The sequence below is a fragment of the Nostoc sp. DedQUE07 genome (assembly GCF_034530975.2).
Lineage (GTDB): Bacteria > Cyanobacteriota > Cyanobacteriia > Cyanobacteriales > Nostocaceae > Nostoc.
Genome location: NZ_JAVRCC020000057.1, coordinates 34056 through 46364, shown reverse-complemented (window position 1 = coordinate 46364; position 12309 = coordinate 34056). Strand labels below are relative to the sequence as shown.

Sequence of the window (12309 nt, the reverse complement as noted above, 5' to 3'; positions counted from 1 at the left end):
CGTTGACTAAATCATCTTTCCCATCTGCGTTAAAATTGCCGACTAGCCATTTTTGAGCATCCCAAAAACCGCCTTGGCCAGTTGCCCAGCGCTGGCTATCAAAACTCCCACCATTAGATAAGTGAGTATCGATACTGGCTAGACCCCCATCATTGAAGACGTTGACTAAATCATCTTTCCCATCTGCGTTAAAATTGCCGACTAGCCATTTTTGAGCATCCCAAAAACCGCCTTGGTCAGTTGCCCATCGCTGGATATTAGGAAAGTTTAGAGTACCACTGATAAAGTACTGCCCCAAACTGCCGTAATCCGTGTAGCCAGTTGCAAGAGGATCTTCTTTTCCTATACCATCAATTTTGAGGTAATAATTTCCAGCAACGACATTTGCTGTAATACTTGCAGATAGTAAATCTGTTGGATTGGACGATGCAATTAAGGTACCAGCAGAATTGTATAGCTCTGCCAAAATGTCTAAGTTTGGCCCTGGACTAAAAGGATTCACTGTCAAGCTAATCAGACCAGAACCTGTGACAAAACTATAAAAATCTAGGTCTGTATTGCGCTCAATGATGCCACTACCACTGACAGACGTACTAGAAATGGTTAGTGGCTTTGCTGTCGCAATTGTATCACCACAATCATCGGCTCGGTAGGTGAACCCATTTTGGGTCGTAATAATTTGCAAATCATCCTCGGTATTGTTAGCAGAAGCATACTCGCCTTTACTCCACTGGGTTAGCTCGTCGTAATACGCTGCTCCCATGATCGGTGCCCAGCCAGTCTCTCCAGTAGGATGTCCTAGATAGTATTCTTGAGCGGGGGTTATTTGTCCATCATGCTTGAGTCCCAGCGTATGACCTACTTCATGAGAGATAAGTTCAGCCGTATCCTTCTCATCATCGAACGCATTTTCAACAAAAACAAAGGCAGGAGTATCACTATTCCAGTTGAAAGAACCACGCTTGGCGATTCCTCCCACTCTTTCACCATACCAATCGTAACTGCTACCGCCGATCGCAACACGCACCCCCCAGCGAGTATCATCACTACCGCTCTTAATTAGATCGTTAATATCTGCTGGAGCCTGCGTTGTGACATTAACATTAAATGGGCTGAAATCCTCAGCGACGCGCTGCCAGATATACTGAATTCTTTCAAGTTCAGCCGAGCTAAAGGATGCTGTATCGCCGTCGAAGTCGAAGGCAGGGGTGATAATGTTAGCCGGACGTTCACTTGTGTTCCAGATAGTACCAGAGGTGATATTGCCGTCGAAATCTAAATAAATTGTCTGATTAGCTTCTAATAAGCTGTTGAGGAAGAAAGTTTTAGACAGGTCTAAAGAAGCTGATACTGACATATAATTTCATCTTTAAAGGAAATCTCTATTAATTTCTCTGTATCAAGCAAATAACTTTACGTACTTTCCTATGCAATCTTTACAAAAAGTTAGAATCTGCTCTCACCGATACTGGAAATATTTGTATTTCATCTCGCAGGATGGTATCAACTAACTGACAAACTGCTGTTGATATACCCTAGTATTTCCTTTGCGTTCAAAAATGTTATAGCCTCGTTTACGAGTTAGCAGCTCCCGTAAGTTCGGGAGTTGCTCCCATAAGTTCAGGAGTTGCTCCCATAAGTTCGGGAGTTGCTCCCATAAGTTCAGGAGTTGCTCCCGTAAGTTCAGGAGTTGCTCCCATAAGTTCGGGAGTTGCTCCCGTAAGTTTAGAGCTGCTCCCATAAGTTCGGGAGTTGCTCCCATAAGTTCGGGAGTTGCTCCCATAAGTTCGGGAGTTGCTCCCATAAGTTGTGGAACCGCTACAGTTGCAATATTGATAGCTACAGCTTAAGTATGGTGACACCAACTTCAATATTGCTGATGATACCTTAAGCATTCAAAGGTAAAGGCACGCAGTCATGCTCTTATACCGCGTATTACATCCAAAATTTTTGTATTTTCTTTATTTTCCCAAAATCCGAAATATTGCAGAGTAAAGTTGTATAAAATCTCTGTAAAAATCTCTTGCTGACGCAATTGCAAGCAGCAATTGAGGCTGATACAAATTTACCGCCAGAAGATAAAGCTGAGGCATTAGAACAAGTGAAAGCTTTAGCAGAAGCTGGGAAAAATCCTCAAGAGGGGGCGATGCAAAAGGCGGCGAAAACGGCTATAAAGATTTTAAAAGGAACAATTTCTAGTTTACCCAGTGCTACAAAGTTGGTTGAACAATGCAGCAATCTATTGCCGTTGATTTCAAATTTTTTGGGTTTAGGGTAGCGTGTCAAATTAAGAGGTTGTTTGAAAAGTGTTTTGCTGTGAATATAGGCACTTTTAGATCCCCCTTAACCCCCGTGTACATACAAATTTTTGATGAGGCCATTTAAGATTTATCGTGCAACCCCTGAGATAGCTTAAGAAAGGTTATGCTACGCAAAATCTGTTCCTCTCCTTAGTAAGGCTATGGTGTATACACAAGTTTGAAACAGTCTACTCACTTGCATTTAGGGGTAAATTTACCCCACCCTAACCCTCCCCTTATAAAGGGGAGGGAACCAGATTTTCCGGTTTCCCCCAATATATCGGGGGGATTAAGGGGGTAATTCGATGACTTGTGTACACTAGCACCCTTCGACCCCATTGAACTTTGAGATTAAGGTAAAATTATGAGTAAAAGTATTAAGAATTTTAAAGAAAATAATCAATGTCCAGCATTTCTCTTGACAAAAGTAACTCTCATGTCGTCGTTATTGGTGCGGGAATAGGTGGACTGACTGCTGGGGCATTATTAGCTCATAGGGGTTACAGTGTCTTAATTTTGGATCAAGCCCTCGTACCGGGAGGCTGTGCTTCCACGTTTAAACGCCAAGGATTTACCTTTGATGTGGGCGCAACTCAGGTGGCGGGGTTAGAACCAGGGGGAATTCACCACCGGATTTTCTCAGAATTGGACATAGATTTACCGGAAGCAACGCCTTGCGACCCTGCTTGTGCAGTGTATTTACCTGGGGAAACCACACCTATCAACGTTTGGCGCGACCAGGAGAAATGGCAAGAGGAACGACAAAAACAGTTTCCTGGTAGCGAACCGTTTTGGCAGTTGATGGCAACTTTATTTGCTGCTAGTTGGGAATTTCAAGGACGCGACCCGGTGCTACCACCGCGTAATTTATGGGATTTGTGGCAGCTAACTCAGGCGGTGCGTCCGAGTACATTAATTACCGTACCCTTCACCTTGTTTACGGTAGGAGATGCTTTACGGTTGTGCGGACTGGGAAATGACCAGCGATTGAGGACTTTTTTAGATTTGCAACTGAAGCTATACTCCCAGGTGGATGCAGAAAACACAGCATTACTTTATGCAGCCACAGCGTTGAGTGTATCCCAACTGCCCCAAGGATTGTTTCACCTCCAGGGAAGTATGCAAGTATTAAGCGATCGCTTGGTACAATCCTTAGAGAGAGACGGCGGCAAACTGTTGATGCGCCACACAGTAGAAGAAATCAAAGTAGAAAACGGTAAAGCTACTGCTATTGTTATTAGAAATCAGAAAACTGGCGAAGTTTGGACAGAAGCCGCCGACCACATAGTTAGCAACGTCACCGTGCAAAATTTGGTGCAGTTGTTGAAAGAACAAGCGCCATCTGGATATAAAAATCGGGTGGAAAAATTGCCCCAAGCATCGGGTGCTTTTGTGGTGTATTTGGGTGTAGATGCCAGCGCAATTCCGCCTGGGTGTCCTCCCCACCTGCAATTTCTGTATGATGTCAATGGCCCCATTGGCGAGAATAATTCCCTATTTGTTTCCGTCAGTCATCCTGGAGATGGTCGCGCACCGGAGGGGAAAGCGACAATTATTGCTTCTTCATTTGTCGATCCCGCACAGTGGTGGCAGACTGGTGATTATGAAGGACTAAAAGAAAAGTTTACCCAAGAAGCGATCGCTCGTCTTGCCCAATATTTCTATCTCAAACCAGAAACTATTATTCATCAAGAAGCCGCAACACCGCGCACTTTTGCCCATTTCACAGCCCGCGATCGCGGTATAGTTGGTGGCATCGGTCAAAGGATTCCCACCTTTGGCCCCTTTGGGTTCGCCAATCGGACACCAATCCAGAATTTGTGGTTAGTTGGTGACTCCACCCATCCAGGCGAAGGTACTGCTGGGGTGAGTTATTCAGCGCTAACAGTAGTTAGGCAAATTGAGGCGTGAAGAAGGCAGATTTAACTATAATTGAAAACTCTGCCTTGATTGAAAGGTAAGTCATACTTATAACCGATGGCAAACAGGACACAAAACTGGTGAAATTAAGTTAGTGTTGCGAATGCTGGAGTAATGACAGACAGCGTTTTAATTCTTGGTGGACGAGGGCGGATTGGTAGCAGTGTTGCTCAGGATCTCGCTACCCATACGCAGGCTCAAATTACGATTACTGGACGTTCTGCGGAGTTTGGGAAGGCTGTAAGCTTGTCTTCAGGAGGACAAGTGCAGTTTTTGGTATTGGACTTGGCAGAAGTTGACAAATTGCGAGATGCGATCGCAAACTCTAATTTAGTCATCCATTGTGCCGGGCCATTTCACTATCGAGATACTAATGTTCTCGAAACCTGTATTGCTGAAGGCGTTAATTATCTAGATGTTAGCGACCATCGGTCTTATACCAGCAAAGCTCTGAATTATCATGAAAAAGCTGCTGCTGCTGGCGTGACAGCAATTATTAATACTGGCATTTTTCCTGGTATTTCTAACAGCATGGTACGTCAGGGAATTGAACAATTTCAGCTACCAGAAAAGATCCATTTAAGTTATTTAGTTTCTGGTTCTGGTGGTGCTGGCATTACAGTGATGCGGACAACTTTTCTTGGGTTGCAGTATCCTTTTGAGACTTGGATAGATGGAAAATGGGAAATAATCAAGCCTTATAGTGAAAGAGAAGTAGTTGAGTTTCCACCTCCATATGGACGCACCGGAGTTTACTGGTTTGATATGCCAGAAACCTTTACACTGCCCCATGCATTCCCATCAGTGAAAACTGTAATTACTAAGTTTGGTTCCGTTCCAGATTTTTATAATCATCTAACTTGGATTGCGGCACACGTTTTTCCCAAATGGTTAATGCAGCGTCGTTACATGATTGAATTTCTGTCTCATGTCAGCCATTCAATGACAGATGTCACTAATAATTTTAGTGGAATTGGAGTAGCAGTTCGTTCTGAGGTTACAGGGCAGAAAAATGGTGAAACAGCCGTTTATTGCTCAACTGTCGTGCATGAAAATACTGCTGTGGCTTCTGGTTGTGGCACAGGTAGTATTGCCCAATTATTGCTAGAAGGTAAACTCAAAAAACCTGGAGTTTTTCCTGTAGAAGAAGCATTACCAACAAATTTATTTGAAGAGGTAATGCAAAGCCGAGGAATAAAAATTAATCATAGTTGGTCATAAGTGTCTATCCGATCGGAAAGTAAAAATATCAGTCTACTTGAGTCGATTTGAACTATTAGTCCAAAAGTTGAGTTCTAGATGGTATTGTTAGTAAGCACGACAATCTTTGACTATAGGGATTATCATTTTAAAAAAGTACACAGGTAAGGTGGCACAATTTTGTCCTCCTACTAAATCATTTCAGAACAACGAGATCCCCGACATTTTAGAGAAGTCGGGGATTTTAGTCTTGTGAATAAGATTACCCTAGCTAAAAATTAATATACCTTGAGGTAGAAGAAAGAACTGTACCTAAACACTTAGGATGCCTGTGAGCCTAAGATATTCAATCTATCTTCTACCTCAAAAGCCTCATAACAAAAAGATTAGGAGATTTTTTTCATGCAAAAAATTCTATTAAGTTTAAAACAAGCATTACGTTCAAGCTTTTTGGTTGTTGGCTTGATGGTTTTCATCAGCTTGTCAGGTTCTTTCATTTTTGTTCAGCAAACTAGTCACGCAACTACTCTTGAAGAATTAAAACTAATACCTCCAGAGTATAAACCAAATTCTGAAGAAAAAATTAATCGTGCTAACGAATTTGACCCAGGTGTTGGTATTCAAGAAGAAGAACGACAAGAAGCTTATGAGCAAGCAATAAAAGATTCAAAAAATCTTAATACTATAGAGAAGACTTACGAAAGAAATTTGAAGGCTGAACAAGAACAAAATCCGCCAGAAAGTTTTGGTGAAAAAGCGAAAGAAGTTATTGAAAAAGTGACAGGAAAATAGGGAATATAGACTGAACCTGAACCGCTTTATTACAAAGAAATTAGAATTTAAGAATCAAAGCGCCTCTCTGGTTTGAAGCAAATTCAGAAAATTAAATTGTAGCGACTGTCTTGAAAGTCGCTACATACAAGAAATATTTTCACTCAAATTCATCTATTGTGGTGGGAGGAGTAGTATTTTTATTGTTAGCAAAATTGCGCTCATACCACTTCATTAATGGAGTTGCACTAATGCCATGCACAATTACCGAGGCTACAATAGTAGTGTAAGTTATCCAAGCAATTTGTTCGGCTGCCTCACCTTTCAAACCATGACCAAAGGCATAAGCTAGATAATATAAAGAACCAACACCGCGAATCCCAAACCATCCAAATAACAACCGAGTTCCTGGGTGGAAGGTTCGGCGGCGTGAATCTAGAGGACGTTTACCTATTGTGCTAATCCAAACTCCTAAAGGTCTGACGATCAAGAATAACAAAACTATTACTAACACAGATTGCATAGCATAATTGAGTATTGGTTTCAATAATAATATTGAACCCAATAGTAAAATTGTCCCAACTTCCAGTAGTTTTTCGATTTGCTCAACAAATTCTAATTGTTCTATCGGTTTTTCAGAATTTTTGTAACTGCGTTGGACAACTAAGCCAGCAACAAATACCGCCAAAAATCCATAGCCATTAACCATTTCTGTTAAGGAATAAGTTATGAGAATTGTACTGATAGCAGTAAAGTCTTCCATTAACTTATCGGCAGGACGGCGTTTTTGAATTTTTTGTTCAATCCAAACTATAGATTTGGCAACAACAATTCCCATAATAATGCCAGATGCGATCGCCCAGATTAAATCAACTGTAATCCACTGTTTAAACCAGTTACCCCAGTTGTCATCTTTTAAAGCATGAAGACCAAAATAAACAAAGGGAAAAGCTAAAGCATCATTTAATCCACCTTCAGAGGTTAAACCAAATCTCAACTCATCTTGGTCATTTGCACTGGTCAATTGTACTTCTGATGCTAATACTGGATCTGTAGGTGCAAGAATTGCTCCTAATAAAATTGCTTCTCCCCAATTCATTCCTAAAAAGAATTTACCCACAACAGCCAGAGCAAAAATTGAAATTGGCATCAGAAATACAATCAATCGCACTGTAATATCCCAAACCCCTAATTTTAGAGGCCGAACAATTCTTAAGCCGCAGCTAAACACAGAAATAATCACGACAAGTTCTGTTATTTTCTCCAGCAGTTCGGTATTAAAAACGTCATCTCGACGTAATTCAATCAGCCCTAAGCCATAAGGGCCTAAAAAAATACCAACCACTAGGTAGATGATGGCAAAAGAAAGGGGTAAGCGAGTAATCCAACCCGACCCTAAAGTTACCATCAGTAAAAGTAGACCAATTACAAATAGGTCAATAATATAGATATCTACCATATAGCGATTTACATAAATATAAGGTGTTGCTTTGTAAGCTTAGTTGCAATACCTTTGTATTAGAATTTACCTATAGGCAGATTTTCTGGGATTAAGAATTTAGAGACATCACTAAATTAGAGAAGAAAGGAATAGATAAATTTGGCGTTGGCTTTGCCCATCCTAGACATTGCGCTTTGATTATTTGTTAAAAGTCCTTTAACTAATTGGATGTAGCACGGGAATATAGCTAAGACACACCTATACGCTTTTACGAATGATTTATAAGCTAAACGACATCTAATTTATTTATATAACTCTTGTGGCATAGACCGAAAAGCCTACGCTAATTATGCAAGTTAAATGTGGAACGGCTTAATCGTGTCCCGCGCTAAGGGCACAAAGCCTTCATTGGTGTAAACTTAAGCCGAAAACTATATCAGACAGGCGTTTTGCAAATCCTTTACACCCTCATCCCCTAATCCCTTCTCCCAAAGGAGAAGGGGAATTGAATGTCTAGTTTCCCTCTCACGGATGGGAGAGGGACTGGGGGTGAGAGCAAAACGTTGTCACCAAGCGGGTTTCGGGTTAAGTTGACACCAATGGGCCTTGCGCCCCTACGACAAGTGTGGTTCAAATACATGAAAACTGTTGTAAGACCAAAGAGCGAAGGGATTTTTGAGCTTTCCGCATAGATTAGGGAATATAGCAATTAGCTAGACATGATATATTTCCTACTTTCTGACTCAGATATCGCCCAATTTAGTACAAATATACTATAATAGATATAGCGTCCACAAAGCCTAGCCAAATGCATAATGGCTCTGTGAAAACCTTCTGGAAGATGGATTCAAGGGTTAGTTCGATGATGAAGCATTATATTCTCAACCTCAATCCGACTGCCAAGCATGAATGGGATCGGTGTATTTTACGTGACCCGCTGACTGCCAAACGCCCAGACATTGCTAAACTCATTGCCGAAGCAGTTGGTGCTGATACAGGTAGTTATTTGGTCAGCGTGAATATTGAAGTTCAAGTTTTGCAGCAAGCGGCAGTACCTCAAGCCGAACAACTCTCGCTTTCATTTCCAGAGGTGAGTGTGCCGTCACAACCACAACTGCGGGAAGCAGCTTGAGCTAAAGTGTAGAATTTAGCAGAAAATAATTAGCCTGCTTATGCAGGCTTACTTTATTAGCCGCAGACTTCAGTCTGACGGCTAAATAAGTCATGGGTATATGGGCGGACTTAATCTTAAAAGGCAAAATTAATAGTGTTATTCAAAAGACATCTCTAGAAATTAATGACGATCGATATTCATTTTTACTCCTTTGTCTAAAGCTAATTTCAAAAACTTAAAAAGTTAGCTCATACAGAGTAAAGATAAAAATTTTGGAGAGTTTATTTTAACTTTATTTTAGCTAAAAATTAGGAAAATGATTGTAAATAATTAGAGGAAAATAATTGGCATACCTGCACTTCAGGCATCGCTTTTTCTCCCCTAATTCAATACATTTGGACTATAATATATATATAGCTTCTACCAAGCTGACTTAAGTGTAAAACTGCTCTGTGACAGCCTTTTGGTAAATGGATTCAAGGGTTAGTCTTATACTTAAACACTACATTATTGACCTGAGAGGAAAATTATTAAATGATGCAACTGAGTCATTATCCAGCTGCGATCGCACAAGCTGCCCAACGGGCTAATGAAATAGATTCTCAGTTGATGGCAGTGCAGCACCAAGTTAACCGATTTGAAGGCAATGCAGACCGCACCGCCGCCTTTGAGATGGATTTGAAAAATGATGCTCAACGCAAGGCTCGCCGCTTTGAGGTGTTGCTTGTGAATCAGGAATATCAGAAAGCAATAGACACCCAAATTCGATTAACTGTCGAGAAAGCAAATGCCATCGCCCATTTGGAATATCTGCGTAACCAGTTTAGTGTAGCTAAGTTGGAAGCAAGATTAGCGATCGCTCAACAACTTTCTGATTTTGAATCTCGTGAATTAGTTGGTTTATAGTCACACCTGAACCGTAGTATGATTAGACAACTGCTAAGGAGGCTAAGTTACCTTTGTAGCCACTAATTTCAATCACAGCATCCGTGAGGGCAGAGAATCCATTAGTGTTATCATTGAGTGCCAAAAAAGTCTGCCCCTTATTCTCTGTACCAAGGGTAAAAGTTGCCGCACCTTTAGCCACAAAAGCAGTTGCACTCAATATCTGCTGTACATCGGAAAGATTTAGACTCGCAACAGTGCCAAGTTGAACTAAATTAGTAGCGTCAACTGCATACAGCCCATCTATTTTATCTTCATCGATTTTCAAATCAGTAATTTTATCAAAGCCAGACAGCAGCGAATCACTCAGACTATTGAACACAAATTTATCAGCGCCACAATCTCCTGTGAGGGTATCACGGCCAGCGCCACCCTTAAGGATGTCATTACTATGACCACCAACTAGTTTGTCATTTCCGGCTAATCCAAGGAGTTGATCGTTACCGTTTTTGCCTTTAATTTGATCGTTACCAGCCGCACCAGTGAGCGTGTCTGCACCATTGCCACCATTTAAGCTTTGGTTTGGCACAGTTCCTTCTGTGGTGGTCTTGCTAATCAGTTGACCATTGGCATCATACAGATAAGTGGCAACTGCATCAGTAGTGCCATCACTGTTGCTGTCAATATCTGCGCTAGTTACTTTGCCATTGGCATCGTAGTTGTAAGTGGTAATCTCCTCAGCGATGCCATCATTGTTGAGGTCAGCTAGCTGTGCAGCTAGTCTGTTGTTATCATCGTAACTTAGGGCAGTCACTCGATCAAAGATACCATCATTATTGTTGTCAATTTTCTGTGAAATCAGCTTGCCGCTCAAATCGTAGCTGTAGATGCCAACTGCATCAGTTACACTATCGTTGTTGAAGTCATAACTGGCGGATGTGCGTCCATAAGTATAGGTTGAGACATAATCAACTATGCCGTCGCCGCTGTTGTCACGCCTAGAAGATGTCAACTTGCCGTTGGCATCATAAGTATTATCAATTGTGACAAAATCAACTATGCCGTCGCCATTGTTGTCTTCGCTAGAGAATGTCAAGTTGCCGTTGGCATCATAAGTAGAGGTTGAGACATAATCAAATATGGCGTCGCCATTGTCGTCACGGCTATAGGATGTCTGGTTGCCGTTGGCATCATAGGTTGAGACATAATCAACTATGCCGTCGCCGCTGTTGTCATAGCTAGAGGATGTCAACTTGCCGTTGGCATCATAAGTAGAGGTGTAGCCATTATCAACTATGCCGTCGCCGTCGTAGTCTTCGCTAAAGGATGTCCGGTTGCCGTTGGCATCATAAGTATAGCTTAAGACTCTACCAACTATGCCGTCGCCGTTGAAGCTTTCCGTAGATGTCAACTTGCCGTTGGCATCATAAGTAGAGGTTTCGACATAATCAACTATGCCGTCACCGTTGTAGTCACCGCTTTTGGATGTTAACTTGCCGTTGGCATCATAAGTAAAGGTTTCGACTATATTAACTATGCCGTCGCCGTTGGAGTCTTCGCTAAAGAATGTCCGGTTGCCGTTGGCATCATAAGTAGAGGTTGAGACAAAATCAACTATGCCGTCGCCGTTGGAGTCATTGCTAAAGGATGTCAACTTGCCGTTGGCATCATAAGTAGAGGTTTCGACTGTATCAACTATGCCATCGTTGTTGATGTCAGAGCTAAAGGATGTCCGCTTGCCCTTGGCATTATAAGTATAGGTTGAGACAAAATCAACTATGCCATCGTTGTTGATGTCACCGCTATACGATGTCAACTTGCCGTTAGCATCATAAGTAGAGGTATAGACATAATCAACTATGCCATCGCCGCTGTAGTCCTGGCTTTCGGATGTTTTGTTGCCGTTGGCATCATAAGTAGAGGTTTCGGCATAATCAACTATGCCGTCGCCATTGTTGTCTTCGCTAAAGGATGTCTGGTTATAGCGGTAGGTAATAACTGAGTCTATTATCCCATCACTGTTGTTGTCTATCTTCTCAGATATCACATTGCCAGCAGCATCGTAAGCGTAAGTTGTAGTTGAAGGCATAATATTTGTGTTCCTTATCTGTTTGATTCGGTCTTGTGTCAGGGCAAACGCATCATGTCAACAAAAGGATTTTATTCTCAATGGCTCGAAAATAGTCGCATTAATCCCCGCTTATTGACATAAATTTAGCGTCACTGATAGCGTAGCGTTAGCGTTAGGAAGCGGTAGCGAGTACTCGAGCGTCCGCAGGAGCGTCACAGCCTGTCGTAGATATTGCTTTGAGTCTTGGAAACTAAACCAAATGAGAAATGCTGATTTTGTCGTTGGTTCTTAACCTTGGTTGCGATCGAGAGTAATTTAGATGCGTTTGCCTTGGGTGTTGTGTATTGCGATGTATTTTGATAATACAGCGTTATGGTCAGCAAAATCTTTTTATCTACCAAATGTGGGTAGTTGAAAGTCGCAGAAGATTGTTAAATGTATTTCTGTTGTATCATTTATAGAAATAACAATATAAGATAGAGTTTTTTCTAGTCAGTGTTCTGAATTACACTATTTATATGACATAGAGCATTGCTAAATACAGCAACTTGGTGTAAATATTCGCACACTAAGGCAAAGTTTTTAAATTCGATTCGCTGCAAACTTG

Annotated in this window: 9 protein-coding genes and 1 pseudogene; 6 read left to right on the top strand and 4 right to left on the bottom strand. The window is 41.5% G+C overall.

Going from position 1 to position 12309, the window contains the following annotated elements:
• Both RMZ95_RS28815 and RMZ95_RS28810 read right to left on the bottom strand, forming a co-directional pair.
• Positions 1-1357, bottom strand: a 1357-nt coding sequence (locus RMZ95_RS28815) for a hypothetical protein (protein WP_409884037.1), incomplete at its 3' end; no start/stop codon positions are given.
• A 217-nt stretch (positions 1358-1574) separates the two neighbouring features.
• Complete coding sequence (locus tag RMZ95_RS28810; RefSeq protein ID WP_409884035.1) at positions 1575-1862, bottom strand: hypothetical protein; 288 nt, start codon at positions 1860-1862, stop codon at positions 1575-1577.
• A gap of 161 nt (positions 1863-2023) precedes the next feature.
• Here RMZ95_RS28810 and RMZ95_RS28805 point away from each other — a divergent pair.
• The 4 genes and pseudogenes from RMZ95_RS28805 to RMZ95_RS28790 form a co-directional block, all read left to right on the top strand.
• Positions 2024-2278, top strand: a pseudogene (locus RMZ95_RS28805) (hypothetical protein); the annotation flags it as partial.
• A 424-nt stretch (positions 2279-2702) separates the two neighbouring features.
• Entirely contained in the window at positions 2703-4211 is a 1509-nt protein-coding gene (gene crtD / locus RMZ95_RS28800; protein ID WP_322683702.1) for a C-3',4' desaturase CrtD, read from the top strand.
• A 123-nt stretch (positions 4212-4334) separates the two neighbouring features.
• Positions 4335-5441, top strand: coding sequence for a saccharopine dehydrogenase family protein (locus tag RMZ95_RS28795; protein WP_322683701.1), 1107 nt, complete (start codon positions 4335-4337; stop codon positions 5439-5441).
• 381 nt (positions 5442-5822) lie between these two features.
• Entirely contained in the window at positions 5823-6212 is a 390-nt protein-coding gene (locus tag RMZ95_RS28790) for a hypothetical protein (protein WP_322683700.1), read from the top strand.
• A gap of 139 nt (positions 6213-6351) precedes the next feature.
• On the opposite strand, the gene RMZ95_RS28785 is transcribed toward RMZ95_RS28790, so the two are convergent.
• On the bottom strand, positions 6352-7650 hold the full coding sequence (locus RMZ95_RS28785) for a sodium:proton antiporter (RefSeq protein WP_322683699.1): 1299 nt from the start codon (positions 7648-7650) through the stop codon (positions 6352-6354).
• Between the two features lie 844 nt (positions 7651-8494).
• Here RMZ95_RS28785 and RMZ95_RS28780 point away from each other — a divergent pair.
• Positions 8495-8764 carry a hypothetical protein gene (locus RMZ95_RS28780; protein ID WP_069069307.1) on the top strand — a complete coding sequence of 90 codons (270 nt, stop codon included), beginning with the start codon at positions 8495-8497 and terminating at the stop codon, positions 8762-8764.
• 516 nt (positions 8765-9280) lie between these two features.
• The gene (locus RMZ95_RS28775) at positions 9281-9652 is read left to right on the top strand and encodes a hypothetical protein (RefSeq protein ID WP_322674831.1); all 372 of its coding nucleotides are present in this window, start codon (positions 9281-9283) and stop codon (positions 9650-9652) included.
• A gap of 22 nt (positions 9653-9674) precedes the next feature.
• Here RMZ95_RS28775 and RMZ95_RS28770 read toward each other — a convergent pair whose 3' ends face one another.
• Positions 9675-11720, bottom strand: a complete 2046-nt coding sequence (locus RMZ95_RS28770; RefSeq protein WP_409884031.1) for a bluetail domain-containing putative surface protein — start codon at positions 11718-11720, stop codon at positions 9675-9677.
• Positions 11721-12309 lie beyond the last annotated feature (589 nt).

Bases quoted from the DNA above. Each gene is read 5' to 3' on its own strand.
- RMZ95_RS28790 (WP_322683700.1), top strand. From the start codon at position 5,823: ATGCAAAAAATTCTATTAAGTTTAAAACAAGCATTACGTTCAAGCTTT.
- RMZ95_RS28770 (WP_409884031.1), bottom strand. From the start codon at position 11,720: ATGCCTTCAACTACAACTTACGCTTACGATGCTGCTGGCAATGTGATA.
- RMZ95_RS28795 (WP_322683701.1), top strand. From the start codon at position 4,335: ATGACAGACAGCGTTTTAATTCTTGGTGGACGAGGGCGGATTGGTAGC.
- RMZ95_RS28785 (WP_322683699.1), bottom strand. From the start codon at position 7,650: ATGGTAGATATCTATATTATTGACCTATTTGTAATTGGTCTACTTTTA.
- RMZ95_RS28780 (WP_069069307.1), top strand. From the start codon at position 8,495: ATGATGAAGCATTATATTCTCAACCTCAATCCGACTGCCAAGCATGAA.
- crtD (WP_322683702.1), top strand. From the start codon at position 2,703: ATGTCCAGCATTTCTCTTGACAAAAGTAACTCTCATGTCGTCGTTATT.
- RMZ95_RS28775 (WP_322674831.1), top strand. From the start codon at position 9,281: ATGATGCAACTGAGTCATTATCCAGCTGCGATCGCACAAGCTGCCCAA.